The sequence below is a fragment of the Geodermatophilus sp. SYSU D01045 genome (assembly GCF_054050295.1).
Genome location: NZ_JBJGZB010000015.1, coordinates 100,386 through 124,386, shown reverse-complemented (window position 1 = coordinate 124,386; position 24,001 = coordinate 100,386). Strand labels below are relative to the sequence as shown.

General features: G+C 78.0%; 25 protein-coding genes and 1 riboswitch. Of the genes, 14 read left to right on the top strand and 11 right to left on the bottom strand.

What is annotated here, in order from left to right; all coding sequences use genetic code 11:
- Nucleotides 1-32: 32 nt before the first annotated feature.
- Nucleotides 33-1,214 (top strand): glucose-1-phosphate adenylyltransferase family protein, encoded by a 1,182-nt coding sequence (locus tag ACI798_RS14385; RefSeq protein WP_456942132.1) that lies wholly within the window; start codon nucleotides 33-35, stop codon nucleotides 1,212-1,214.
- 18 nt (nucleotides 1,215-1,232) lie between these two features.
- Here the strand turns inward: ACI798_RS14385 and cobG are convergent, their stop codons facing one another.
- From cobG to ACI798_RS14370, 3 genes are read right to left on the bottom strand one after another with little or no spacing between them, the layout of a single operon-like run.
- Nucleotides 1,233-2,378, bottom strand: coding sequence for a precorrin-3B synthase (gene cobG, locus ACI798_RS14380; protein WP_457048219.1), 1,146 nt, complete (start codon nucleotides 2,376-2,378; stop codon nucleotides 1,233-1,235).
- 29 nt (nucleotides 2,379-2,407) lie between these two features.
- A complete protein-coding gene (locus ACI798_RS14375) occupies nucleotides 2,408-3,349 on the bottom strand; it encodes a pyridoxal-phosphate dependent enzyme (RefSeq protein WP_457048218.1) in 942 nt (313 codons plus the stop codon).
- Between the two features lie 17 nt (nucleotides 3,350-3,366).
- The gene (locus ACI798_RS14370) at nucleotides 3,367-4,164 is read right to left on the bottom strand and encodes a DUF4383 domain-containing protein (protein WP_457048217.1); all 798 of its coding nucleotides are present in this window, start codon (nucleotides 4,162-4,164) and stop codon (nucleotides 3,367-3,369) included.
- A 141-nt stretch (nucleotides 4,165-4,305) separates the two neighbouring features.
- Here ACI798_RS14370 and ACI798_RS14365 point away from each other — a divergent pair, with 141 nt between their 5' ends.
- From ACI798_RS14365 to ACI798_RS14355, 3 genes are all read left to right on the top strand, one after another.
- Nucleotides 4,306-4,635, top strand: a complete 330-nt coding sequence (locus ACI798_RS14365; RefSeq protein ID WP_456942128.1) for a tetratricopeptide repeat protein — start codon at nucleotides 4,306-4,308, stop codon at nucleotides 4,633-4,635.
- Between the two features lie 72 nt (nucleotides 4,636-4,707).
- Nucleotides 4,708-6,042 (top strand): ABC transporter transmembrane domain-containing protein, encoded by a 1,335-nt coding sequence (locus tag ACI798_RS14360; RefSeq protein WP_457048236.1) that lies wholly within the window; start codon nucleotides 4,708-4,710, stop codon nucleotides 6,040-6,042.
- A complete protein-coding gene (locus ACI798_RS14355; protein WP_457048216.1) occupies nucleotides 5,927-6,574 on the top strand; it encodes an ABC transporter ATP-binding protein in 648 nt (215 codons plus the stop codon). The genes ACI798_RS14360 and ACI798_RS14355 overlap by 116 nt, the downstream gene beginning before the upstream one ends.
- 3 nt (nucleotides 6,575-6,577) lie before the next feature.
- On the opposite strand, the gene ACI798_RS14350 is transcribed toward ACI798_RS14355, so the two are convergent.
- Nucleotides 6,578-7,042 (bottom strand): nitroreductase family deazaflavin-dependent oxidoreductase, encoded by a 465-nt coding sequence (locus ACI798_RS14350; RefSeq protein ID WP_457048215.1) that lies wholly within the window; start codon nucleotides 7,040-7,042, stop codon nucleotides 6,578-6,580.
- Nucleotides 7,039-7,662, bottom strand: coding sequence for a hemerythrin domain-containing protein (locus tag ACI798_RS14345; RefSeq protein ID WP_457048214.1), 624 nt, complete (start codon nucleotides 7,660-7,662; stop codon nucleotides 7,039-7,041). The genes ACI798_RS14350 and ACI798_RS14345 overlap by 4 nt, the downstream gene beginning before the upstream one ends.
- On the opposite strand from ACI798_RS14345, the gene ACI798_RS14340 reads away from it, so the two are divergent.
- From ACI798_RS14340 to cobN, 4 genes are all read left to right on the top strand, one after another.
- On the top strand, nucleotides 7,648-8,124 hold the full coding sequence (locus tag ACI798_RS14340; RefSeq protein ID WP_457048213.1) for a TetR/AcrR family transcriptional regulator: 477 nt from the start codon (nucleotides 7,648-7,650) through the stop codon (nucleotides 8,122-8,124). The two genes, ACI798_RS14345 and ACI798_RS14340, sit on opposite strands and share 15 nt — an antisense overlap.
- 125 nt (nucleotides 8,125-8,249) lie before the next feature.
- Nucleotides 8,250-8,729 (top strand): YunG family protein, encoded by a 480-nt coding sequence (locus ACI798_RS14335; RefSeq protein ID WP_457048212.1) that lies wholly within the window; start codon nucleotides 8,250-8,252, stop codon nucleotides 8,727-8,729.
- Between the two features lie 49 nt (nucleotides 8,730-8,778).
- Nucleotides 8,779-9,801, top strand: coding sequence for an ABC transporter substrate-binding protein (locus tag ACI798_RS14330; RefSeq protein ID WP_457048211.1), 1,023 nt, complete (start codon nucleotides 8,779-8,781; stop codon nucleotides 9,799-9,801).
- Between the two features lie 79 nt (nucleotides 9,802-9,880).
- Nucleotides 9,881-9,948: riboswitch (cobalamin riboswitch) on the top strand.
- Between the two features lie 52 nt (nucleotides 9,949-10,000).
- Nucleotides 10,001-13,612 (top strand): cobaltochelatase subunit CobN, encoded by a 3,612-nt coding sequence (gene cobN, locus ACI798_RS14325; protein ID WP_457048210.1) that lies wholly within the window; start codon nucleotides 10,001-10,003, stop codon nucleotides 13,610-13,612.
- Between the two features lie 368 nt (nucleotides 13,613-13,980).
- On the opposite strand, the gene ACI798_RS14320 is transcribed toward cobN, so the two are convergent.
- From ACI798_RS14320 to ACI798_RS14310, 3 genes are read right to left on the bottom strand one after another with little or no spacing between them, the layout of a single operon-like run.
- The gene (locus tag ACI798_RS14320) at nucleotides 13,981-14,757 is read right to left on the bottom strand and encodes an adenosylcobinamide-GDP ribazoletransferase (RefSeq protein WP_457048209.1); all 777 of its coding nucleotides are present in this window, start codon (nucleotides 14,755-14,757) and stop codon (nucleotides 13,981-13,983) included.
- Complete coding sequence (gene cobU / locus ACI798_RS14315; protein WP_457048208.1) at nucleotides 14,754-15,275, bottom strand: bifunctional adenosylcobinamide kinase/adenosylcobinamide-phosphate guanylyltransferase; 522 nt, start codon at nucleotides 15,273-15,275, stop codon at nucleotides 14,754-14,756. Before cobU ends, ACI798_RS14320 begins: the two co-directional genes overlap by 4 nt.
- On the bottom strand, nucleotides 15,275-15,835 hold the full coding sequence (locus ACI798_RS14310) for a histidine phosphatase family protein (RefSeq protein WP_457048207.1): 561 nt from the start codon (nucleotides 15,833-15,835) through the stop codon (nucleotides 15,275-15,277). Before ACI798_RS14310 ends, cobU begins: the two co-directional genes overlap by 1 nt.
- A 64-nt stretch (nucleotides 15,836-15,899) precedes the next feature.
- Between ACI798_RS14310 and ACI798_RS14305 the strand changes: the two genes are divergently transcribed.
- On the top strand, nucleotides 15,900-16,703 hold the full coding sequence (locus tag ACI798_RS14305; RefSeq protein ID WP_457048206.1) for an oxidoreductase: 804 nt from the start codon (nucleotides 15,900-15,902) through the stop codon (nucleotides 16,701-16,703).
- A 45-nt stretch (nucleotides 16,704-16,748) separates the two neighbouring features.
- A complete protein-coding gene (locus ACI798_RS14300; protein WP_456942115.1) occupies nucleotides 16,749-17,738 on the top strand; it encodes an aldo/keto reductase in 990 nt (329 codons plus the stop codon).
- 11 nt (nucleotides 17,739-17,749) lie between these two features.
- On the opposite strand, the gene ACI798_RS14295 is transcribed toward ACI798_RS14300, so the two are convergent.
- Nucleotides 17,750-18,607 (bottom strand): HAD family hydrolase, encoded by an 858-nt coding sequence (locus ACI798_RS14295; RefSeq protein WP_457048205.1) that lies wholly within the window; start codon nucleotides 18,605-18,607, stop codon nucleotides 17,750-17,752.
- Between the two features lie 127 nt (nucleotides 18,608-18,734).
- On the opposite strand from ACI798_RS14295, the gene ssd reads away from it, so the two are divergent.
- The 4 genes from ssd to ACI798_RS14275 are packed head-to-tail and all read left to right on the top strand — an operon-like array spanning nucleotide 18,735 to nucleotide 22,472.
- A complete protein-coding gene (ssd, locus tag ACI798_RS14290; RefSeq protein WP_457048204.1) occupies nucleotides 18,735-19,817 on the top strand; it encodes a septum site-determining protein Ssd in 1,083 nt (360 codons plus the stop codon).
- Nucleotides 19,814-20,953: a TadA family conjugal transfer-associated ATPase gene (locus ACI798_RS14285; protein ID WP_456942112.1), complete on the top strand. Its 1,140-nt coding sequence runs from the start codon at nucleotides 19,814-19,816 to the stop codon at nucleotides 20,951-20,953. Before ssd ends, ACI798_RS14285 begins: the two co-directional genes overlap by 4 nt.
- Nucleotides 20,950-21,744, top strand: a complete 795-nt coding sequence (locus ACI798_RS14280) for a type II secretion system F family protein (RefSeq protein WP_457048203.1) — start codon at nucleotides 20,950-20,952, stop codon at nucleotides 21,742-21,744. The genes ACI798_RS14285 and ACI798_RS14280 overlap by 4 nt, the downstream gene beginning before the upstream one ends.
- Entirely contained in the window at nucleotides 21,741-22,472 is a 732-nt protein-coding gene (locus ACI798_RS14275) for a type II secretion system F family protein (protein ID WP_457048202.1), read from the top strand. Before ACI798_RS14280 ends, ACI798_RS14275 begins: the two co-directional genes overlap by 4 nt.
- A gap of 16 nt (nucleotides 22,473-22,488) precedes the next feature.
- Here ACI798_RS14275 and ACI798_RS14270 read toward each other — a convergent pair whose 3' ends face one another.
- Together ACI798_RS14270 and ACI798_RS14265 are read right to left on the bottom strand one after the other, a co-directional pair.
- The gene (locus ACI798_RS14270; RefSeq protein ID WP_456942109.1) at nucleotides 22,489-23,223 is read right to left on the bottom strand and encodes a PIG-L deacetylase family protein; all 735 of its coding nucleotides are present in this window, start codon (nucleotides 23,221-23,223) and stop codon (nucleotides 22,489-22,491) included.
- Between the two features lie 130 nt (nucleotides 23,224-23,353).
- Nucleotides 23,354-23,887 (bottom strand): hypothetical protein, encoded by a 534-nt coding sequence (locus ACI798_RS14265; RefSeq protein WP_457048201.1) that lies wholly within the window; start codon nucleotides 23,885-23,887, stop codon nucleotides 23,354-23,356.
- Between the last annotated feature and the right edge of the window lie 114 nt (nucleotides 23,888-24,001).

The window sequence follows — 24,001 nt, the reverse complement described above, 5'->3', positions numbered from 1 at the left end:
AGCGCGGGCGCATCGGCGGGTAGCCGGACGGCATGGCCCTTCCCCGCCTGCTCGTCCTCGTCCTCGCCGGTGGTGCCGGTGGGCGCCTGCAGCTGCTCACCGAGCACCGCGCCAAGCCCGCCGTGCCGTTCGCCGGGGTCTACCGGTTGATCGACTTCCCGCTGAGCAACTGCCAGCACTCGGGGATCCCCGACGTGTGGGTGTCGATCCAGCAGCACCCGGCGTCGCTGGCCGACCACCTGGCCAACGGCCGGCCCTGGGACCTCGACCGCACCACCGGCGGGCTGATGACCCTCCCGCCGTTCCAGGGCACCGAGCGCGGCGGGTGGAACACCGGGACGGCCAACTCGCTGTGGCGGCAGGCCGAGCTCATCCGCCAGTTCGGACCGGAGGCGCTGGTCGTGGTCAGCGCGGACGCCGTCTACGAGCTCGACTACCGCGAGGTCGCCGAGGCGCACCTGCAGGCGGGCGCGGAGGTGACGATGGTGACCACCGAGGTCGCCGCCGACGACGCCTCGCGCTACGGCATCGTCGAGGTCGACGGCGACCGGGTGACCGGCTACGCCTACAAGCCCGACGAGCCGGCCACGACCACCGCCACCAACGAGGTGTTCGTCTTCGACCCGGGGCCGACGCTGGACCGGCTGGAGCAGCTGCGGTCGGAGGTGGGCGAGGAGGGGCTGGAGGACCTGGGCACCCACCTGCTCCCGGCGCAGACCCGCGACGGCGGCGCGCGGGCGTACCCGCTCAAGGGCTACTGGCGGGACGTCGGCACGGTCCCGGCGTACTGGGAGGCGCACCAGGAGTTCCTGTCGGAGGAGCCGCCGATCGACCTCGACGCCCCCGGCTGGCCGATCCACACCCGCGGCGGCCGGCACAGCGCGGCGCGGGTGCTCGACGACGGCCAGATCGAGAACAGCCTGCTGTCCGGCGGCACCCGGGTCTCCGGGAACGTCCGCGGCTCGGTGCTGTCCCCGGGCGTGGTGGTGGAGGCCGGTGCGACCGTCGTCGACTCGGTGCTGCTGCCCGGCGTGCGGGTGCGCTCCGGTGCGACGGTGACCCGCGCGGTGGTCGACGACGGGGTGGACGTCGGCCGCGGCGCCACGATCGGCGGCGACGGCGACGTCACGCTGGTCGGCCGTGCGGTGTCCGTCCCCGAGGGCACGGAGGTCGCCGCCGGCGCCCGCTACCCGGACCCCGACGAGAGCCGTTAGCGCTACGAAGGCGCGGACTCAGCCGACCCGGTACCCCGCGGGCGTCGCGACGACGTCGAGGACCTCGCCGCGGGGGCGGCCGCAGCGGCGCTCGCAGCCGGCCCAGTGCACGCGGACGCCATCCGGCACGGTCCCGGAGGCGACGGCCGCGGCGGCGTCGGCCCGGACGTCGGCCAGCGACCTCGCGCACCCCGGCCGGCCGGCGCACGCGGTGACCCGCGCCCACGGGCTCTCGGCGTCGAACACCACGCCGGTCCGGTACAGGTCGACGGCGGCGTCGTCCACGCGGTCCTCGGCCAGGTCGGGCACCACGACGCTGCGCCACGGGGTCAGCTGTACCTCGCCGGCCAGGGAGGCCAGCAGGTCGGCCTGGTCGGCGGAGAGCCGGCCCAGGGGGACGACCCCGATGAGCGCCGTGCGCCCGTCGGCCTGGGTCTCCGCGCCCACGGGGCCGGTCTCCGGTGCGGCGGGGACGGCGACCGGCGCGACCGGGGTGCCGCCCAGCCGCGCCGCCACCCGGGCCGGCCCGTCGTCGAGCTCGGTCAGCCGCCAGGCGGTGCCGCCCTGGGCGGCGCGCTCGGCGAGGAAGGCGCGGGTGGCGGTGAGCAGCAGGCCGACGGCGTCCTCCGGTGCGGCGCGCAGCCCGCTGTCCGCCCCGCCCAGCAGCAGCGCCACCGAGGACGACGACAGCGCGAGCAGGCCGACGTCGCCGCCGAGCCCGGACACGTCCCCGCGGCCGTCGTCCAGCGTGGCCAGGTAGCGGCCCGGCAGCGCGGCGAGGGCGGGGTCGGCGCACAGGCCGGCGTCGAGCGCGGCCACCCACGGCCGGGCGTCGAGCAGCCCGCCGGCGCGGCCGGTCAGCGCGCTGGCCAGCACGTTGCGCACCCGCTCGTGCGTCTCGCTGGGCAGCAGGCCGGCGCCGGCGAGCCGGTCGCCGAGCTCCCGGGCGGCGCCGGCGGCCAGCCCGCGCAGCTGCAGGTTGCCCCGGCTGGTCATCTCGAGGACGCCGTCGCCGAGGTCGCGCGCGGCGGCGGCGAGCACCCGCAGCTGGGCGGCGGTGAGCAGGCCGCCGGGCACCCGCACGCGGGCGAGCTCGCCGTCGGCGGCGGGGTGCGTCTGCAGCGCGCCGGGGCAGGCGTCGGCGCGGGGTCGGGGCGTCGTCATCGCGCCCGCGAGGCTACGTCGCTCCCGGGTCAGGACACCCCGAGCACCTCACCGGCCAGCTCGGCGGCCACCGGGTGCCCGAACAGCCCCGGCAGCCCGCCGGTGTGCACGAACACGGTCCGCTCGCCGGGCCGGACCGAGCCGTCGGCCACCGCGGCGGCCGGCCCGGCCAGCGCCTTGGCCGTGTAGACGGGGTCGAGCAGCAGCCCCTCCGTGCGGGCCGCCGTCCGCAGCGCGGTGACCGCCGCGTCGGTGCGGGCGCCGTAGCCGTCGCCCACCTGGTCGCGGCGCAGCCGCAGCCCCGCGGCCGCGCCGCCGAGCGCCGTCACCAGGGCCGCCACCCACTCCGCCGGGTCGGGCACCGCCCCGGTGTCGACGCCGAGCACCCGCTCGGCGCCGAGCCCGGCCACCAGGCCGGCCATCGTGCCGCCCGAGCCGCCCGCGACGACGACGTGCCGGGCGTCGGGCGCCTGCTCCCGCAGCTCGTCCGCGCAGGCCAGGTAGCCCCGCGCGCCGGTGGGCGAGGAGCCGCCCAGCGGCAGCACCGCCGGCACCTCGCCGGCGTCCCGCAGCTCCGCGGCCACCTCCGCCACCCGGGCGTCGACGTCGTCCGGGTCGCCGACCACCACGAGCCGGGCGCCGAGCGCGCCCTCCAGCGCCAGGTTCCCGGGACAGGCAGCCGACGGCGTCCCGTGCAGCACCAGCACGGCGCGCAGCCCCAGCCGCGCGGCGGCCGCGGCGGTCGTCCGCGCGTGGTTGCTCTGCACGCCGCCGCTGGTGACCAGGACGGTCGCGCCGTCCCCGGCCGCCTCGGCGACGAGGTGCTCGAGCTTGCGCACCTCGTTGCCGCCACCGAGGTCGGTCAGGTCGTCCCGCTTCACCGCCAGGTCCCCCGGCCCCAGGCCGAGGGCGGCGGCGAGCCGCGGTGCCGGGTCGAGCGGGGTGGGCCAGTGCGCCAGGCGGACGGTCACCCCGCATCGTGCCGGGGTCAGGCGTCGCGGCGGGCCCGGTCGAAGGACATCCACACCTCGCGGCGCTCCTTGCGGCTGGTCACCTGCGCCATGGCGGCGACCCGGCGGCACTGGTCGAAGGAGGCCACGTGCTGCACGACGGCGACCTCGGCGTCCCGCATGGCCCGCTCGGCGGCGAACTCGGCCGGCGTCGACGGGTACTCGTCGGCCGGGACCGGCGGCACCTCGTCCCGCTCGCGGGCGTACGGGCTGTCGGGCGGCAGGTTGCCGCTGACCCGGCCGTAGGCGCCGAGCAGGAGCAGCACCAGGCCCGCGGCGACGGAGAAGCCGACGTTGCTCAGCCGGAACGCCAGGAAGTTCAGCCCGGTGTTGAGCACCGCGAGGTTGGCCAGCGCCGACACCAGGAACAGCACCCCGATGACGATCATGACCGTCGAGGCGGTGCGGGGGCTGCGGAAGGCGGCGACGACCAGCACGGCGGCGGTGACCAGCGAGATCACCGACAGCAGGCCGTTGGACGACATGCCGAGGACGCGCTGGCCCTCGGTGGAGAAGAAGGCCAGGCCGTTGGCCAGGCCCAGGACGCCGAAGACGGCGATGATCCCGGCGACGACGAACGCGCCGGTGCGCTGGACGGCGTAGACGCGGTTGCCGTGCGCGGTGCCGGCAGAGGTGGACTCGGCGGGGGCGCTCTCGGTGGCAGCGGTCCCGGCTGGGGCCGGCGCGGCGCCGGTGGGTGCGGTGTCAGCGGCGGGCGGGGCCGCGGCGGTGCGTGTGCGGTCGGCCGTCCGGTGGCGGTGCAGCGACAGGGCCATGGTCGTGCTCCTCGGGTCGGTGGTGCTGACATCCGTTGTTCCCAATCCGGTCGTGTCCGGATGCAGTTGGTTCCGGACCTTCTCGTCCCGGGCGTGTCGCGATCTCGGGAAGAGCGGGCGCCGCGCCGCCGTTCCGTCGGCGTGACCCAGCCGTTCAGCCCCGACCTGCACTCGGAGTTCCTCCGCGCCGACCTCTACCTCTCCATGGGGCAGCCCATCGAGGCCGCCCGCCTGCTCGAGCCGCTGGTCGAGGCCGAGCCCGGCAACGAGGCCGCCCTCGAGCTGCTGGCCCGCAGCTACTTCGGCTCGGCCCAGCTGCAGCGCGCGGAGACGGCGCTGCGCCGGCTGGTCGACCTCGCGCCGGCCAACGGGTGGGCCCGCCGCGCGCTGGCCCGCACGCTGGAGCGGCAGAGCCGCCGCGACGAGGCCGTCGCCCACCACCGCGTCGCCGACGCCCTGGGCGCCGCCTGACCGTTCCTGCTCGATCGCCGGCGGACGCTTGACCTCCAGTCGACTGGAGGTCCTAGCGTCCGCCGCGTGAGCATGGAGATGACGGCGTGGTCGGCGCTGTCCCGCGCGACGCACGCCCGGCCCGACCGCCGTGCCGTCACCCGGGCGACGCTGCGGCGGGTGCTCGCCTTCGCCCGCCCGCACCGGGCGCGGATCACCGGCTACGTCGCCGTCGGCGTCGTCGAGGCGGTGCTGACGGTGGCCTCGCCGCTGCTGGCCGGCCGGGTCGTCGACGCGATCGTCGACGGCGCCGCCACCTCGGTCGTCGTCGGCTTCGCGGTCACGATCGCCGCGCTCGCCGTCCTCGCCACCGCGCTCGGGCTGGTCGGCCGGTACCTGTCGGCGAGCCTCGGCGAGGGGCTGATCCTCGACCTGCGCACCGCCGTGTTCGACCACGTGCAGCGGATGCCGGTCGCCTTCTTCACCCGGACCCGCACCGGCGCGCTGGTGTCCCGCCTGGACAACGACGTCCTCGGCGCGCAGCGGGCGTTCAGCGACACCCTCTCCGGGATCGTCAGCAACACCGTCACGCTCGTCCTCGCGCTCGTGGCGATGCTGACCCTGTCCTGGCAGGTGACCGTGCTGGCGCTGCTCCTGCTGCCGGTGTTCCTGCTCCCGGCCCGCCGGATCGGCCGCCGCCTGGCCGCGCTGAGCCGGACCGCCGCCGTGGCCAACGCGGCGATGACCGGCCAGACGACCGAGCGGTTCTCCGCCCCCGGCGCGACGCTGGTCAAGCTGCTCGGCGACCCCGGCCGCGAGTCGGCCCGCTTCGCCGGCCGGGCACGGGCGGTCCGCGACGTCGGGGTGCGCACGGCGATGGTGCAGTGGGCGTTCATCAGCGCGCTCACCCTGGTCTCGGCGCTGGCGCTCGCCCTGGTCTACGGCCTCGGCGGCACGTACGCGCTGGCCGGCGCGCTCGACCCGGGCTCGGTGGTGGCGCTGGCGCTGCTGCTCACCCGGCTCTACGCGCCGCTGACCGCGCTGGCGAGCGCCCGGGTCGACGTCTCCTCGGCGCTGGTCAGCTTCGAGCGGGTCTTCGAGGTGCTCGACCTGGTGCCGCTGGTCCGCGAGCGCCCCGGCGCCGTCGACGTCCCCGACGGGCCGGTGTCGGTGGAGCTGGACGGCGTCACCTTCGCCTACCCGGCGGCCGACCGGGTGTCGCTCGCCTCGCTGGAGGACGTCGCCCCGGCTCGACGGCCGCGGCGGCGTCGACGTGCTGCACGACGTCTCGTTCACCGTGCGGCCGGGGCAGGTGGTCGCGCTGGTCGGGTCCTCGGGCGCGGGCAAGTCGACGATCGCCTCGCTGGTGCCGCGCCTGTACGACGTCGACGCCGGCGCCGTCCGGCTGGGCGGCGTCGACGTCCGTGACCTGACCGCCGCCTCGATCCGGCGCACGGTCGGGGTGGTGACCCAGGACGGGCACCTGTTCCACGAGTCGCTGCGGGACAACCTGCTGCTGGCCGCGCCGGACGCCGGCGACGACGACCTGTGGGACGCCCTCGCCCGCGCCCGGCTGGCCGACCTGGTCCGCGCGCTGCCCGACGGCCTGGACACCGTCGTCGGCGAGCGCGGCTACCGGTTCTCCGGCGGCGAGCGTCAGCGGCTGACCATCGCCCGGCTGCTGCTCGCCCGCCCGCGCGTGGTGCTGCTCGACGAGGCGACCGCCCACCTCGACGCCACGTCGGAGGCCGCGGTGCAGGCGGCCCTCGACGAGGCGCTCGAGGGGCGGACGGCGATCGTCATCGCGCACCGGCTGTCCACCGTGCGCGCGGCCGACTGCATCCTCGTGCTGGAGGGCGGCCGGGTCGTCGAGCGCGGCCGGCACGAGGACCTGCTCGCCCTCGGCGGCCGCTACGCCGAGCTGTACCGCACCCAGTTCGGCCGGCCACTGGCCGCCTGAGGCTCAGCCCGCCGGGGACAGGCGCACCAGCGCGATCCGGCGGGACACCCTCGCCTGGTAGGCGTCGTAGGTGCCGCAGTTCGCCATGAGCGCGGCCCACAGCTGCGGCCGGTCGGCGTCGCCGACCTCGCTCGCGGTCACCGCCCACCGCCGGCCGCGCACCTCCACCTCGCCGCGCGGGTCGGCCTGCAGGTTCAGCCACCACTGCGGCTCGGCGTCGATGCCGCCGTTGGACGCCGCCACCACGAGGTCCCGGCCGTCGCGCACGTGCAGCAGCGGCGTCGTGCGCGGCTGCCCGGTGCGCCGGCCCCGGCAGGTCACCAGGACGACGTCGCCGCCGCGGAAGCGGTTGCCGACCCGGCCGCCGGTGCGGCGCAGCAGCGCGGTGTGCAGGGCCGCCACGTGCCGGGACAGCACCGTGGCGGCGCGGTCGGCGCGGGACAGGGCGGTGCTCGTCGTCGCGGTCACCGGGCGGTCCCGAACAACCGCGCGTCCCGCAGGGCGGCGCGCCGGCCGAGGAACCGGGCGACGGCGAGCAGCGCCGGGTGCGGCACCGGCAGGCGGTCGACCGCCTCGTCCGGGATGGCCGACACCGTCCAGCCCAGCGCGCCGACGATCTCGGTCGGGCGGTACTCCTTCGCGAAGACCTCGCGGTCCAGGCGGTCCCAGTCGGCCGGCGTCAGGTGCCGCTGCACCCGGGTCATCCCGTCGCTCTCCTCGTGGGCGAGGTGCGCGCCCAGCCCGTCGCGCAGCGCCACCGTCCGCCGGGCGAGCTCGTCCCGGGTGGCGGCGTCGCCGCGGCCGGCGGCCAGGGCCTGCAGCCCCGCGGTGACCGCGGCCAGCGCCGGGTCGATGCCCGCGTGCTCGGCCTCCAGGGCGTCGAGGACGGCGCGGTCGGCGCCGCGCTCGGCCAGCAGCGGCCACAGCCCCACGTCCTCGCCGGAGTGGTGCCTGTGCAGGTAGGAGCCGAACTGCGCGAAGCGGCGGGCCAGCCGCCGCCACCGCCGCCGGTCGGCGACGGCCACCGTGGGGACGACGGCGGCGAACGCGTCGAGGTCCCGGCGGAAGGCGCGGTGCACGACGTACATGGCGGCCAGGTCGACCGGGCCGTCGAGCGCGGCTACGCGGCGACGACGATGCGCGACGTCGCCGCGGCCGCCAGGGTCTCGGTGCCGACCGTGTTCGCGCAGGGCGGGAAGGCGGCGGTGCTGCTCGCGTGCGTCGACCGGGCGCTCGTCGGCTCCGACGACGAGCGCCCCGTCCGCGAGCTGGGCCCGTTCGCCGAGCTGCTCGCCGCGCCCGACCGGGCCGGCTGGCTGGCGGCGCTGCACCGGCTGGCGCTGCGGACGACCGCCGCCACGCTCCCGATGCAGGACGTCTTCGCCGCCGCGGCCGCGGTCGACCCGGAGGTCGGGGCGGCGTACGCCGACTACGAGCGCCGGCGGCGCGCGGACACGACCGCGCTGGTCGAGGCGTTCGCCGGCGACCTGCGGGCCGACCTCGACGTCGAGGCCGCCGTCGACGTCGCCTGGTCGGTGTTCTCCCCATAGACGCAGTCCCGGCTGGTCCGCGGCTGCGGCTGGCCACCGGAGCGCTACGCCGACTGGGTGCCCGGCGCGCTGGAGCGGCTGCTGCTGCGCTGACGGTGTCGGTGCTCCGTGCCAGGGTGCCGCCCGTGCCCACGCTCGACGAGGTGACCGCCGCCGTGCGCGCGGCCTGGTGCCGGGAGACCTGCGACGACAGCGACCTCGCCGACTGGACGCCGGGCAACCCCGCGCGCGGCCAGTGCGGCGCCACCGCGCTCACCGTGCACGACCTGCTCGGCGGCGAGCTGCTGCTGGCCGAGGTGCGCCGGACCGACGGCTCCCGGCAGGGCGTGCACTGGTGGAACCGGCTGCCCGGCGGCCGCGAGGTCGACCTCACCCGCGGGCAGTTCGCCCCGCACGAGGTCGTGGGTGAGCCGCGGGTCGTCGTCCGCCCGCCCGGCCTGCCCGGCTACAACCGGGCGCAGTACCTCCGGCTGCGCGGGGCGGTGCTCGACGCCCTCGGTCGGACGACCGGCGACCAGCAGCCCCCCGACCGGGCCGACGATGCAGGCGGCCGCCGACCGGCACCGGACGCGACCGGACGGGAACCGGGCTCCGGGATGGAGTAAGGGCAGGCTAACCTGACCACGAGTTGATCACCGAGGTCAGGAGCCGACCGTGCTGCCCCACCCCCTCCGGAACCGCGTGCGGCGTGTGTCGCTGACCGCGGCCGCCGCCCTCCTCGTCACCGGGCTCGCCGCCTGCGGCGGGACCGCCGGCGACGAGCCCGCGGCCCCGGCCGCCGACGGCGGCGACGGCGCCTGGCCGGTCACCATCGAGAACAGGTTCGGCACCACCGAGATCCCCGCCGAGCCGCAGCGCGTGGTCACCGTCGGCTTCAACGACCAGGACTTCGTGCTGGCCCTGGGCGTCACCCCGGTCGGCGAGCGCGAGCTCCTGGGCGACTACGACGCCACGACCCGTCCCTGGGCGCAGGAGCAGCTGCCGGACGAGGAGATCCCGACCGTGGGCGGCGAGGAGATCGACCTCGAGGCCGTCGCCGCGCTCGAGCCCGACCTGATCGTCGGCGTGTACTCCTTCATGGACGAGGCGGACTACGAGCAGCTGTCGGGCATCGCGCCGACGCTCGCGCAGACCGGCGAGTACGCCGACGGCGCCACCCCGTGGCAGGAGCAGACCCTCCTCGTCGGTCGGGCGCTCGGCCGCGAGGACGAGGCGCAGCAGCTCGTCGACGACGTCGAGGGCCGGTTCCGGCAGGCGGTCGAGGAGAACCCGGACTTCGCCGGCAGCTCGCTCGCCGTGGACCTGACCGGCGTCGGCTCGGGCCACTACCTCCTCGGCGCTGACGACCTGCGCACCCAGTTCTTCACCGACCTCGGCTTCACCGTCCCGGAGACCAGCACCGACGTCAGCCAGGAGCGGCTGGACCTGCTCGACGCCGACGTGCTCGCGGTGAACGGCTACGACCAGGCCGCCGCCGACGGGGACGCGCTGTTCTCCGCCCTCGACGTGGTGACCCAGGGCCGCACGGTCCTGCTCGGCGGCTACTCCGGTGACGTGTCCGCCGCGCTCGGCTTCGGCAGCCCGCTCTCGCTGCCCTTCCTGCTGGACGAGGTGGTGCCGGCCCTGGCTGCCGCCGCGGACGGCGACCCGTCCACCACGGTCCCGGTCCTCGGCTGAGGTCCCCGCCCCGCCCCGGCCACGCGGCCGGGGCGGGCCGGCCCGGGCGGTACCGTCTCCCCATCACGGCAGTGCGCGCAGGAAGCCGGTGGGAGCCCGGCGCGGTCCCGCCACTGTGACCCCGGGCGACCGGGGGAGCCAGACACTCCGGCTGCCGTGCCCGACGGCCCGGGGCGCGGACCCCGAGTGAGGACGCTGCGTGTTCGCCCTGCTCTCCACCAGTGACACCGACCTGCTCTCCGCCCGCGCCAGCGGGGCCGACTGGCGGCTGGGCAACCCGGTCCGGCTCGGTGCCGACGGCATCGCGGCGCTGACCGAGGGCGCGCAGCTCGTCGTCGTCCGGATCCTCGGCGTGCGGCGGCAGTACGAGGAGGTGCTCGCGCCGCTGCTGGCCGGGCCGGCGCCGGTCGTCGTCCTCGGCGGGGAGCAGGTGCCCGACGCCGAGCTGATGGAGCTGTCCACCGTCCCGATGGGCGTGGCCACCGAGGCGCACGCCTACCTGGCGCAGGGCGGCCCGGACAACCTGGTGCAGCTGCACCGGTTCCTCTCCGACACCGTGCTGCTCACCGGCGAGGGCTTCGAGCCGCCGTCGGTGGCCCCGGACTGGGGCGTGCTGGAGCGCGCGGGCCGGGGCAGCGGCCCGCGGATCGCCGTCCTCTACTACCGGGCGCACCACCTGGCTGGGAACACCGCGTTCGTCGACGAGCTCTGTGGCGCTGTCGAGTCCGCCGGCGGGCAGGCGCTGCCGGTGTTCGTGAGCTCGCTGCGCAGCGTCCCCGCCGACCTGCTCGACGTGCTGCGCACCGCCGACGCGCTCGTCGTCACGGTGCTCGCCGCCGGGGGCTCCCGCCCGGCCACCGCGTCCGCCGGCGGGGACGACGGCGCCTGGGACGTCGGCCAGCTCGCCGCGCTCGACGTGCCCGTCGTCCAGGGGCTGTGCCTGACCCGCTCGCGGGCGGAGTGGCTGGCCGACGACGACGGCCTCTCGCCGCTCGACGTCGGCAACCAGGTGGCCATCCCCGAGTTCGACGGCCGGCTGATCAGCGTGCCGTTTTCCTTCAAGGAGACCGACGCCGACGGCCTGACGCACTACGTCGCCGACCCCGAGCGGGCGGCGCGGGTGGCCGGCACCGCGGTGGCGCACGCCCGGCTCCGGCACACCCCGCCCGCGGAGCGCCGGGTGGTGCTGATGCTGTCGGCCTACCCGACCAAGCACGCCCGGATCGGCAACGCCGTCGGCCTGGACACCCCGGCGTCGGTGGTGCGGCTGCTGGCCGCGATGCAGGGGCAGGGCTACGACATCGGCCCGTTCGACGGGCCCGACGCGCTGCCCGGCGTCGCCGACCTCGACGGCGACGCGCTGTTCCACGCGCTCATCGCCGCCGGCGGGCAGGACGCCGACTGGCTGACCGAGGAGCAGCTGTCGGGCAACCCGGTGCGCATCCCGGCCGTGGAGTACCGGCGGTTCTTCGACACGCTGCCGCAGGACCTCCGCGACGCGATGGTCGAGCACTGGGGCGAGGCGCCCGGCTCGCTGTTCGTGGACGGCGACGACGTCGTCTTCGCGGCGCTGCGCGCGGGCAACGTCGTCGTGATGGTGCAGCCGCCGCGCGGCTTCGGCGAGAACCCGATCGCGATCTACCACGACCCCGACCTGCCGCCCTCGCACCACTACCTGGCCGCCTACTGGTGGCTGCGGTCCGTGTTCGGGGCGCACGCGCTGGTGCACGTCGGCAAGCACGGCAACCTGGAGTGGCTGCCGGGCAAGACGGTCGGGCTGTCGGCCTCGTGCGGGCCCGACGCCGCGATCGGCGACCTGCCGCTGGTCTACCCGTTCCTCGTCAACGACCCGGGCGAGGGCAGCCAGGCCAAGCGCCGCGCGCACGCCACCCTGGTCGACCACATGGTGCCGCCGATGGCCCGCGCCGACTCCTACGGCGACATCGCCCGGCTGGAGCAACTGCTCGACGAGCACGCCAACGTGGCCGCGATGGACCCGGCGAAGCTGCCCGCGGTGCGCGCGCAGATCTGGACGCTGCTGCAGGCCGCCAAGCTCGACCACGACCTGGGGCTGGCCGAGCGGCCGGAGGACGACCGGTTCGACGAGATGATCCTGCACGTCGACGGCTGGCTCTGCGAGATCAAGGACTCGCAGATCCGCGACGGCCTGCACGTGCTCGGCGTCCCGCCGTCCGGCCAGGACCGGGTGGACCTGGTGCTGGCGGTGCTGCGGGCGCGGCAGATCTGGGGCGGCGCGGTGGCGCTGCCCGGCCTGCGGGAGGCGCTGGGGCTGACCGAGGACGGGTCGGCCGGGCGCGCGGCCACCGATCTCGTCGAGGCGCAGGCGCACGCGCTCGTCTCGGGCATGGAGCAGGCCGGCTGGACGATCGGCGCCGTCGGCCCGGTCGTGCGGGAGGTGCTCGGGCACGAGGACTCCGCCGTGGCCGACGTCCTGCGGTTCGCCGTCGACGAGGTGGTGCCGCGGCTGGAGCGGACCACCGACGAGCTCGACGCCACGCTGCACGCCCTCGACGGCGGCTACGTGCCGGCCGGGCCGTCGGGCTCGCCGCTGCGCGGGCTGGTCAACGTGCTGCCGACCGGGCGGAACTTCTACTCGGTGGACCCGCGCGCGGTGCCCTCGCGGCTGGCGTGGGAGACCGGCCAGGCGATGGCCGACTCGCTGCTGGAGCGCTACCGGGCCGACACGGGGGAGTGGCCGCGCTCGGTCGGGCTGTCGGTGTGGGGGACCTCGGCGATGCGGACCTCCGGCGACGACGTCGCGGAGGTGCTCGCGCTGCTCGGCGTCCGCCCGGTGTGGGACGACGCGTCGCGGCGGGTGACCTCGCTGGAGCCGGTGCCGCTGCAGGAACTCGGCCGGCCGCGGATCGACGTCACGGTGCGGATCTCGGGCTTCTTCCGGGACGCCTTCCCGCACGTGGTGACCATGCTCGACGACGCGGTGACGCTGGTCGCCGGGCTCGACGAATCCCCCGAGCAGAACTTCGTGCGGGCGCACGTCGACGCCGACGTCGCGGAGCACGGCGACCGGCGGCGGGCCACGGCCCGGGTGTTCGGCTCCAAGCCCGGCGCGTACGGGGCGGGGCTGCTGTCGCTCATCGACTCCCGCGACTGGCGCGGCGACGCCGACCTCGCCGAGGTGTACGCGGTGTGGGGCGGCTACGCCTACGGCCGCGATCTCGACGGCGTGCAGGCGCGGCCGGACATGGAGGCGGCGTACCGGCGGATCGCGGTGGCGGCGAAGAACGTCGACACCCGCGAGCACGACATCGCCGACTCCGACGACTACTTCCAGTACCACGGCGGGATGGTGGCGACGGTCCGCGCGCTGACCGGGCGCGCGCCGGCCGCCTACATCGGCGACTCGACCCGGCCCGAGCAGGTGCGCACCCGGTCGCTGACCGAGGAGACCTCGCGGGTGTTCCGCGCCCGGGTGGTCAACCCGAAGTGGCTGTCGGCGATGCGCCGGCACGGCTACAAGGGCGCGTTCGAGCTGGCCGCGACCGTGGACTACCTGTTCGGCTACGACGCCACGACCGGCGTGGTGGCCGACTGGATGTACGAGAAGCTCACCGAGACCTACGTGCTCGACCCGGAGAACCGCGAGTTCATGGAGCGGTCCAACCCGTGGGCGCTGCACGGCATCGCCGAGCGGCTGCTCGAGGCGGTCGACCGGGGCATGTGGACCGAGCCGGACCCGGCGCTGCTGGCCGGGCTGCGGCAGGCCTACCTCGACACCGAGGGCGACCTGGAGGGTGGCGAGGCGCCGGCGCAGTCGGGGGCGTCGGCCTGAGCTGGGATGATCACGGATCGTGACGACGCGCGGTACCGATCCGGAAACGGGACGGGTCGTCCGTGCGGCCGGGTAGTCGATCACCATGGGCATCCTCAACCGACTCCTGGGCACTGCTGAGACCACGGCTCGTCGCGGAGCCGCCGGGGGCCGCGCCGCCGCCGGCCGCGCCGCCGGGCGCGGAACGGGCGGCCGGGGCGCCGCCGGGCGCCGGGTGCCGTCCGGCCGCGGCATGGGCCGCTCCAAGATGGCGACCCCGACGCCGACCCGGCGCTTCGGCCGCGGCAAGCCGACGACCGCCGCCTCCGGCGGGCTGAGCCGCCTGCTCGGCTCGCTGACCGGCCGGCGCTGAACGGCGGGCTGACCTCCTAGGCCACCGAGGCGGCGGCGACCAGCAGGACGACGGTCGCCGCCGCCTCGCCCATCGCGCCCATCACGTCCCCGGTGACGCCGCCGAGGTGGGCGGTCGCGCGGGCGCGGACGAGCTCGGCCGCGAGCAGGCCGGCCACCGCGGCCCCCGCCAGCGCCGCCGCGGTCCCCGCGCCGCCGGCCGCCCACCCTGCCGCGGCCGCGCCCCCGACCACGAGCAGCACCCACCCCGCGAGCCAGGGCGCCGACACGGTGCCGGCCACCGCCCGCCCCAGCGACGAGCCCTCGGCCGTCGGCGTGCCGGGCAGCCCGGTGCGGGCCATCGCCAGCCGCGCCACGACCACCGCCGTCCACAGCGCGAGCCAGCCGCCGCCGGCCGCCAGCAGCGCCGCGCCCGCCGCCGCCTGCAGCAGCAGCGCGAGGACCAGCGTCACCACCCCGAACGGGCCGACGTCCCCCTGGTGCATGACCCGCAGCGCCCGCTCCCGGCCGCGCAGTGGACCCAGGCCGTCGGCGGTGTCGGCCAGGCCGTCCAGGTGCAGCGCCCGGGTGAGCGCCGCCAGCAGCGCCAGCGCCGCCACGGCCCCGGTCAGCGGGGACACCAGGTGCGCGCCGAGCACGCCGACCCCGGCCGCGGCACCGCCCAGCACCAGGCCCACCAGCGGCGCCCACGGCAGCACCCCGCGGGTGGACGTCGTCCCCGCGGCGGGGACGCGGACCACGGTCAGCAGCGCGACCGACTCCAGCGGGCCGGCCCACCTCGGCCGGTGCGTCACCGCAGCCGCTGCGGCAGCCCGGCGACGACGAACCACACCTCGTCGGCGGTGCCGGCCAGCCGCTGGTTGACCTCCCCCAGGGTGTCGCGGAACAGCCGGCCCGCGCGGGTCTCCGGCACCACGCCCAGGCCCACCTCGTCGCTGACCGCCACCACGTGCGCCGGGGTCATCGCCCAGGCGTTGACCAGCGCGTCGACCCGGCCGGCCAGCCGGTCGAGGGCACTGGGGTCGTCGGTCCAGACGCCGGTCTCGTCCATGAGCGCGGCGACCCACGTGGTCACGCTGTCGACCAGCACCGTCCCGCCGCGCAGCAGGTCGCTCGGCGCCGTCGTCTCCAGCGTCGTCCAGCCGGCCGGCCGGCGGGCGCGGTGCGCGGCGACCCGCCGGGCCCACTCGGCGTCGTCCGGGACCGGCGTCGAGGTGGCCAGGTAGACGACGTCGGTCCGGTCGGCGACCAGCGACTCGGCGTGCGCCGACTTGCCCGACCGCGACCCGCCCAGCACCAGCACCCGGGCCATCAGGCGGCCGCCGCCGCGAGCTCCAGCCGGGTGACCGTGCCGTTGTGCGGCGTCACCGCCGGCAGCTCCGCGGGACCCAGCCCGGCGGCGACCGCCTGCGCGGCCCGGATGGTGTCGCCGTGGGTGACCAGCGCGACGACGTCGGCCGGCGGGTCCGCCCGCAGCCGGTCGAGGAGGGCCGCGACCCGGGCGTGCAGGTCGGCCAGGCTCTCGCCGCCCTCGGCCGCCCAGTGCGGGTCGGTCCAGTCGACGACGTCCCACAGCTCCCGCGACGGCCGGCCCTCGAGCACGCCGTAGCCCTGCTCGCGCAGCGCCGGCGTGGTGGTGAACGCCAGCCGGGTCGCGGCCGCGCAGTGCTCGGCGGTCTGCACCGCCCGCAGCAGGTCGCTGGACAGCATCGCGCCCGGCCCGAGCGCCGCGAGCGCGCGGGCCGCCGCCCGCGCCTGGTCGTGCCCCTGGTCGGTGAGCGGGACGTGCGCCGTCTGGCCCTGCATGAGCCCGGCGGCGTTCCAGGTGCTCTGGCCGTGCCGGACGAGGAGGAGGGTGAGGGGGCGGGCCATGGTGGTCGCCGAGCGTAGGGCAGGCGGGCGCGGGCCCCGGTGCCGGTGCTCGTACCGTCGGGACGTGACCATCCCCGTCCGTCCCGGCGCCGGCCGTCCCGGCGCCGGCCGTCCCGCCGCCGCGCCGACCGGCCCCGACCCGCTGGCCCCGCTGCTCGACCTCCCCGGGGTCCGGGAGGCCGCCGACGCCGCCCGCGCCGGCATCGACCGGCTGCTGGCCCACCGGCTCATGCGCAACCGGTCGGCCGAGGTCAGCACCGAGTCGGCGCTGCGCGGGGCCCGCGCGTCGGCGGCGCTCGACGGCGTCGACGTCCCGCTGGCCGACCTGCGCGCGGGCTCGGTCGACGACCCCGTCGTACAGGGCTCGCTGCGGGTGTCCGTGGGGCTGGGCTCGCTGGTCGACACGTGGGCGAGGGCCCCCGGGCAGGTGCTCGCCCGGCTGCACGTGCTGGCCGCCGCCGACCTCACCGACCCGGCCGGCCTCGGCCGCCCCGGCCCGCACGCCGGCCCGCGGCTGTCCGGCCTGTTCCAGGTGGTGACCGGGACCTCGACCGTGCCCGCGGTGCTGGTGGCCGGGCTGGTGCACGGCGAGCTCGCCGCCCTGGCGCCCTTCGGCACCGCCGACGGCGTCGTCGCCCGGGCGGCGGCCCGGCTCACCACCATCGGCCGCGGCCTGGACCCCAAGGCCGTGTCGGTGCCCGAGGTCGGCTTCGTCGAGCTGGGCGCGGACGCCTACCGCGAGCGGCTGGCCGGCTACGCCGCGGGCGGTCCGGACGGCGTCGCCGCCTGGCTGGTCCACTGCTGCCGCGCCACCGAGCTCGGCGCCCGCGAGGGGCTGGCCATCGCCGAGGCGATCCTGCGCGGCTGAGCGGCCCGCCCTGCGCCCGGTCCGGGCGCGGCGCAGAGTGGGGGGATGCGCCACCTCGACGTCGACGGGCTCGGCCGGGTCAGCCGGATCGGGCTGGGCACCTGGCAGTTCGGCTCCCGCGAGTGGGGATACGGCGAGGGGTACGCCCAGGGAGCCGCGCGCGACATCGTCCGCCGGGCGCGGGACCTCGGCGTCACCCTGTTCGACACCGCGGAGATCTACGGCTTCGGCCGCAGCGAGCGCATCCTCGGCGAGGCACTCGGGGAGGACCGCGGCGAGGTCGTCGTCGCCTCGAAGGTCTTCCCCGTGGCGCCGTTCCCGCCGGTGGTCCGGTCCCGGTTCGAGGGCAGCGCCCGGCGGCTCGGCCTGCGGCGGATCCCGCTGTACCAGGTGCACCAGCCCAACCCGGTCGTCCCTGACAGCGTGGTCATGCCCGGCCTTCGGCAGCTGCTCGACGAGGACCGCATCGGCGCCGCCGGCGTCTCCAACTACTCGCTGGCCCGCTGGCGGGCGGCCGACGCGGCGCTGGGCCGGCCGGTGCTCAGTAACCAGGTGCAGTTCTCCCTCGTCCGGCCCGGCCCGCTCGAGGACCTGGTGCCCTTCGCCGAGCGCGAGGGGCGGGTCGTCATCGCCTACAGCCCGCTGGCGCAGGGCCTGCTCGGCGGCCGGTACGGCACGGAGAACCGGCCCGGCGGGGTGCGCGCGGCCAACCCGCTGTTCGGCACCGAGAACCTCCGGCGCGCGGAGCCGCTGCTCGACGTCCTGCGCGAGATCGCCGGCGCGCACGGGGTCCGGCCCGGGACGATCGCGCTGGCCTGGCTGGTCTCGCTGCCGCGGGTGGTGGTCATCCCCGGCGCCTCGAGCGTGGAGCAGGTGGAGGCCAACGCCGCGGCCGCCGACGTCGACCTGCGGCCCGACGAGCAGGCGGCGCTCACCGCGGCGGCGCGGGCGTTCGCGCCGGTGTCGGCGGTGCGCACGCTGGTGGACGGCGTCCGGGAGCGGGTGGACGGGCTCCGCGGGCGGCTGGGAGTCTGAGCGGGCGGCGCTCAGGCCCCCCGGCGCCGCCACCGGCCGGCGGCCGGGACGGCCACCGTCGCGGCGGCCGCCGCGGCGGGCACCGCGCGCAGCGACCGCCGCCGCGCGTACCAGGCCAGCCCGGCGACCGCCGCGCCCACGCCCATCGCGGCGCCGGTGACCACCGGGGCCGGCGGCACGGCGAAGCGCGAGCGCATCGACACCGGCCGGGTGAACTCCAGCACCGGCCAGCCGCGCTCGGCGGCCACCTTGCGCAGCGCCCGGTCGGGGTTGACCGCCGTCGGGTGCCCGACCGCGGTGAGCATCGGCAGGTCGGTGACCGAGTCGCTGTAGGCGTGGCAGTCGGCGAGGTCGTAGCCGCTCTCGGCGGCCACCTGCCGCATCGCCTCGGCCTTGTTCTCCCCGTAGGCGTAGAACTCGATCTCGCCGGTGTAGTGGCCGTCGACGGTCACCATCCGGGTGGCCACCACCCGGTCGGCGCCGAGCATCTCGCCGATCGGCTCCACCATCTCCGCGCCGCTGCTGGAGACGATGACGATCTCCCGCCCCGCCGCCCGGTGGCACTCGATGAGGTCGGCCGCCTCGGCGTAGACCAGCGGGTCCACGACCTCGTGCAGCGTCTCGCGGACGATCTCGTGCACCGTCGCGACGTCCCAGCCGGTCGCCATGTCGGTGATCTGCGCCCGCAACCGCTCCATCTGCTGCGCGTCGGCGCCGGAGAGGGAGAAGACGAACTGGGCGTAGGCGCCCTTGAGCACGGCGCGGCGGTTGATCAGCCCCCCCGCGAAGAAGGGGCGGCCGAAGGCCAGGGTGCTGGACTTGGCGATGACCGTCTTGTCCAGGTCGAAGAACGCCGCGGCGTGCGTCACGGTCCACGACTGTAAGCGGACCCCCCGGGTGTGACGGGTCTCGCATCCCCGTCCACACCCCTTCGGGTCGTCCACAGGTGCCCCACCCGGCACGCGTGCACCGGCCGTCCGCGGTGCACTGCAGCGCGTGCCCCCGCGTCCGCTGTCCCCGCCGTCCCGCCCGCTGGTCGTCTGCGCCGACGAGGACCTCCTCGACGAGGTGCTGCGGGTCCTCGCCGCCGCCGGCACCGAGCCCGAGGTGGCCACCGGCGGGACGGCGCTGCGCCGCGCCCACCGGGACGCCGCGCTGGTGCTGCTCGGTGCCGACGTCCTCGACAGCCCGGCGGTGCGCGCCCTGCCCCGCCGCCCGGGGGTGGTCGTCGTCGCGCCCGAGGCCCTGCCGGCGCCGGCCTGGGCGGCCGCGGTGGAGCGCGGTGCCGAGCGGGTCGCCGTGCTGCCCGACGACGAGGCGTGGCTGGCCGCCCGGGCGGGGGAGGCCGGACGGTCGCCGGTGGCACGGGGCTGGCTGGCCGTGGTCGGCGGCAGCTGCGGCGGGGCGGGCGCCAGCACGCTGGCCACCGCGCTCGCCGTCGCCGTGGCCGGCCGGGGCGGCGGCGCCCTGCTGGTCGACGCCGACCCGTGGGGCGGCGGGCTGGACCTGCTGCTCGGCGCCGAGGACGTCGAGGGGCTGCGCTGGCCGGCGCTGACGGGGGTGCGCGGCCGGGTGGCCGGGGACGCGCTGCTCGCGGCGCTGCCGACGGCCGCCGGGGTGCACGTCCTCGCCGCGGCGCGCGACGACCCGGCGCCGGTGCCCGCCGAGGCGCTCACCGCCGTCGTCGACGCCGCGCGGGACCGCGGGCTGCCGGTGGTGGTGGACCTGCCGCGCGCGGCGGTGCCCGACCCCGCGGCGGAGGCGGTGCTGGCCGAGGCAGACCTGGCCCTGCTGGTCGTGCCCGCGCGGCTGCGCGCCGCGTCGGCCGCCCGGGCGCTGGGGGCCGGCGCGCCCTGGTCGGCGGCCCGGCTGGTGGTGCGCACCGTCCCGGGCGGCCTGTCCGCCGCGGAGGTGGCCGCCGTGGCCGGGCGGCCGGTGCTCGCCGAGCTGGGGCACGACCGCGGCGCGCTGCCCCGGGGCGAGCGGGGCGAGCCGCCGTCGGTGGCGCCGCGCAGCCCGCTGGGCGCGCTCGCCCGCCGGCTGCTCGGGGAGCTGTCCCGGCCGGAGCGGGCGGCGTGAGCGGCCTGCCGCTGGTCGAGCGTGTGCGGGCCCGGCTGGCGCTGGAGCCGGGGCCGCCGAGCCGGGCCGCGGTGGCGGCGCTCGTGCGGGAGGAGGCCGGACTGCTCGGCGAGACCGACGTCCTCGAAGCGGTGCGCGACGCGGTCGCCGAGCTGGCCGGCGCCGGGCCGCTGGAGCCGCTGCTGCGGGCGCCCGGGGTCACCGACGTGCTGGTCAACGGCCCCGACGAGGTGTGGGTGGACCGGGGGAGCGGCCTGGAGCCCGCGGACGTGCGGTTCCCCGGCGAGGACGCCGTCCGCCGGCTCGCGGTCCGGCTGGCCGCCAGCGCCGGGCGCCGCCTCGACGACGCCGCGCCGTGGGTGGACGCGGGCCTGCCCGACGGCACCCGGCTGCACGCGGTGCTGCCGCCGGTGTCGGCCGGGGGCACCTGCCTGTCGCTGCGGGTGCTGCGGCGGGTCTCCCTCGGCCTGGCCGACCTCGCCGGGCGCGGGACGCTGCCGGGGGAGTCGGAGGCGCTGCTGCGGGCGGTGGTGCGGCGGCGGCTGGCCTTCCTCGTCACCGGCGGCACCGGGTCGGGCAAGACGACGCTGCTCTCGGCGCTGCTCGGCGAGGTGCCGCCCGACGAGCGCGTGGTGCTCTGCGAGGACGCGCCGGAGCTCACCCCGGCGCACCCGCACGTGGTCCGGCTCCTCACCCGCCCGCCGAACGTGGAGGGCGCCGGGCAGGTGACCCTGCGCGACCTCGTGCGCCAGGCGCTGCGCATGCGGCCCGACCGGCTGGTGGTCGGCGAGGTCCGCGGTGCGGAGGTCACCGACCTGCTGGCCGCGCTCAACACCGGGCACGACGGCGGCTGCGGCACCCTGCACGCCAACCGGCCGGGGGAGGTGCCCGCGCGGCTGGAGGCGCTGGGCGTGGCGGCCGGCCTGGACCGGCGGGCGGTGCACAGCCAGGCGGCGGCCGCGCTCGCGGTCGTCGTGCACCTGCGGCGCACCCCGGCGGGCCGCCGGGTGGCGGAGGTCGGGGTGGTGCGCCGCGACGGCGACCTGGTGGCCGTCGACGCCGGCTGGCGGGCCGACGGCGGTCCGTGCCCGGGCGCGGACCGGCTGGCCGCCCTCCTCGACGGCGGGGCGACGTGACCGCGGCGCTGGCGACCGGCGCGCTGGCGCTGCTGCTGTGGCCCGGCGGGGCGGCGCGCCGGCGGGCGCGGCTGCGCCGGCTCACCGGGGCGGGGCGCCCGGCACGGGGACCGCTGGCCGCGGCGCCGCGGTCCTGGCCGGTCCTCGCCGCGGCCGCGGGCGCCGCCGCCGGGGCGCTGGCCGGCCCGCCGCTGGTGGCCGTCCTGGCCGGCGCGGCCGCCGCCGGGGCCGCCCGGGCCGCGGTGCGGCAGCGCGCGCTGCGCCGGGACGAGCAGGCCCTCGACGTCCTCGCCGACGCCCTGGCCGCGCTGGCGGCGGAGCTGCGCAGCGGCCGGCCGCTCGACGCGGCGACCGCGGCCGCGGTGGCGGGAGTCCCCGACCCCGACGACGCCCGGGCGCTCGCCCGGGCCCTCCGCGCGCCGGGGACGGTGCCGGCGGAGGCGGCGTCGGAGCTCGGCCGGGCGCACGGGCGGCTCGCGGCGGCGGTCGAGCTCAGCGGCCGGACGGGGTGCTCGCTGGCCGCCGTCGCCGGGGCGGTCGAGGACGACCTGCGGGCCCGCCGGCGCCAGCGGGAGGAGCTGCGCTCGGTGACCGCCGGCCCGCGGGCCAGCGCCGCGCTGCTGGCCGGCCTGCCGCTGCTGGCGCTCGCCATGGGCAGCGGCATCGGCGCCGACCCGTGGGCCGTGCTCACCACGACGGTCCCCGGGCAGGCGCTGCTCGTCGCCGGGGTGGCCCTGGAGGCGGCGGGGCTGGCCTGGTCGGCGCGGCTGGTCCGGCGGGCGCTGCGGTGAGCGCCGCAGGAGCCACGGCGCTGGCCCTGCTGGCGGTCGCCGGCGCGCTGGCGGCCTGGCCGACGCCGGCGGTGCGCCGCACGGCCCGGCTGCGTGCCCTGGGCGCGCCCGCCGCGCCGGAGCGGCCACGGGAGGGGAGCCCCGGCCCGGTCCGGCGGCTGGTCCTCCCCGTCCTGACCGGTGCCGCCGCGGCGCTGCTGGTGGGTGGTGCGGCCGGGCTGGCAGTGGGAGCGGTCGGGGCGGTCCTCGCCGACCGGTGGCTGCGGCGGGCGCCCGGCGAGGGGCCGGCGTCCGCGCTGCTGACGCCCGACCTGCCGGTGGCCTGCGACCTGCTGGCCGTCTGCCTGGGCGCCGGGCTGCCGGTCGGCGCGGCGCTGGCCGCGGTCGCGGCGGCCGTGCCGGGACCGCTGGGTCCGGCGCTGGCGGACGTCGCCGGCCGGCTGCGCCTCGGGGCCGCGCCCCGCACGGCGTGGCACGACGCACCGCCCGAGCTGGCCGGGCTGGGCCGGGTCCTGGTGCGCGCGGGGGAGTCGGGGACGGCGGCGGTGCCGGCCCTGCGCGTGCTGGCGGCGGAGGCGCGGGCGGCGGCGCGCAGCCGGGCCGAGGCGGGCGTGCGCCGGGCCGGGGTGTGGGTGCTCGCGCCGCTGGGGCTGTGCTTCCTGCCGGCGTTCGTGTGCCTGGGCATCGCGCCGATGGTCATCGGCATCGCGGGCCAGGTGCTCGGGTGAGCCCCCGGGACGGCCGTCAGCGGCGGCCGGCGACCATCGCGGAGGTGTGGGCCGGCACCAGCGACCAGGCCGCGGGGACGGCCGCGGGGACCGCCGGCGCGACGGGGGCCAGGTCGAGCACCATCCGCGTCGGCTGGAAGGCCTCGGCGTAGCCGATGCGCGCCTGCGCGCCCCAGTGGCGGGCGGAGGCCACGACCGCGTCCGGCTCGACCATCGCCGAGCGCTCCACCTGGGAGGCGTGCGCGGCGAGGGCGTCGAGCTTGCCGGCGAGGTGGGCGGTGACGTCGACGTACACGCTCGGCGCGAAGGCCAGCGTCGAGGGGCTCTGGTAGTGCAGGACCCGCGGCAGGCGCCGGGCGGCACCCAGGGTGGCGGCAGCGATGGCGCGGTGGTCCTGGTGGCTGTCGTCGGGGGCGTGCACGTAGACGAGGTCGGCGGCGGTCTCCTGCAGCACCTGCTCGATGCGGCGGACGGTGGCCGAGTCGGCCACGACCTCGCAGTCGCGCAGCCCGCCCCAGGCCAGCCGCGCGCCGATGAGCTCGGCCGCGCGCTGCTGCTCGGCACGCCGGCCGGCGATCTGGCTGTCGTCGCCGGGGCCGTTCTCGCCCCCGGTCATCACGAGCAGCGTCACCGTGTCGCCGGCCGCGACGTGCGCCATCAGCGCGCCGCCGCAACCGAGCTCGACGTCGTCGGGGTGGGCGCCGATGGCCAGGACGCTGCGTCCCGGACCCCGCGTGGTCGTGCCGTCCACGGCCGCCGTCCTCTGCTCGCCAGGGGCGGCCTCCCCGCCCGACACCTCTCCATCGGCGCCGCCGGCGGCACCCTCCAGCGCGGCGACCGGACCTCCCCCCTCGGGGGGAGGTCCGGTCGTGCGCAATCCGTCAGCCCGCGACGGGCTCGGGCGTCCCGCGGTCGCGGCGCCGCCGGGAGACGACCACCGAGGTGCCACCCACCGCGCCGGCGGCCGCGAGGGCGATGACGATGCCCATGCCGTTGCCGTCGGCCGGCAGCGGCGTCGACGAGGGGCACCGGGTGCCGGAGTCCCGGCCGGCCGTGGCCGTCGTGCCGAGGACCTGCCAGCGCACGCTGCTCACGGACGCGGGCACCCGCACTGAGAACGCGCCGGGGTGCAGACCCGGGGTGAACCGGGTGGGCTGCGCGCCGTCGAACCGGTCGGGGCTCACGTCGTTGTACTGGCCCCGCTGGACCGTCGCCGTCGTCCCGGTGGTGTTGGTGTAGCCGAAGACCACGTTCCAGTAGCCGTCCTGCACCGGCGTGACGCAGGTGACCGACACCGAGCCGTAGTGGGCGCTCGCCATCCCGGGGGTGGCGAGCACCGCCGCGGCACCGACGCCGGCGGTCACCGCCAGCCGCGCCCCGAGCGGTGCCCTGCGCCGCCGCGTCCTGCCTGCCACGTGGCCCCCTTCCGGACCAGGGCGCACCCGGCCCCACCGGAGGCCCATCGGACGGCCGGGGCGCTGCGTGCAGGCGGCCGCGGGGTGGGTCACCCCCGGGAGGGAGCGGCCGTC

Excerpts from the sequence above, each read along its gene's own strand:
- ACI798_RS14345 (WP_457048214.1), bottom strand. The coding sequence starts at position 7,662 with ATGTACGTCGTGCACCGCGCCTTCCGCCGGGACCTCGACGCGTTCGCC.
- cobG (WP_457048219.1), bottom strand. The coding sequence starts at position 2,378 with ATGACGACGCCCCGACCCCGCGCCGACGCCTGCCCCGGCGCGCTGCAG.
- ACI798_RS14370 (WP_457048217.1), bottom strand. The coding sequence starts at position 4,164 with ATGGCCCTGTCGCTGCACCGCCACCGGACGGCCGACCGCACACGCACC.
- ACI798_RS14310 (WP_457048207.1), bottom strand. The coding sequence starts at position 15,835 with ATGGCCCGCCCCCTCACCCTCCTCCTCGTCCGGCACGGCCAGAGCACC.
- ACI798_RS14360 (WP_457048236.1), top strand. The coding sequence starts at position 4,708 with ATGGAGATGACGGCGTGGTCGGCGCTGTCCCGCGCGACGCACGCCCGG.
- ACI798_RS14385 (WP_456942132.1), top strand. The coding sequence starts at position 33 with ATGGCCCTTCCCCGCCTGCTCGTCCTCGTCCTCGCCGGTGGTGCCGGT.
- cobU (WP_457048208.1), bottom strand. The coding sequence starts at position 15,275 with ATGGCCCGGGTGCTGGTGCTGGGCGGGTCGCGGTCGGGCAAGTCGGCG.
- ACI798_RS14300 (WP_456942115.1), top strand. The coding sequence starts at position 16,749 with ATGCGCCACCTCGACGTCGACGGGCTCGGCCGGGTCAGCCGGATCGGG.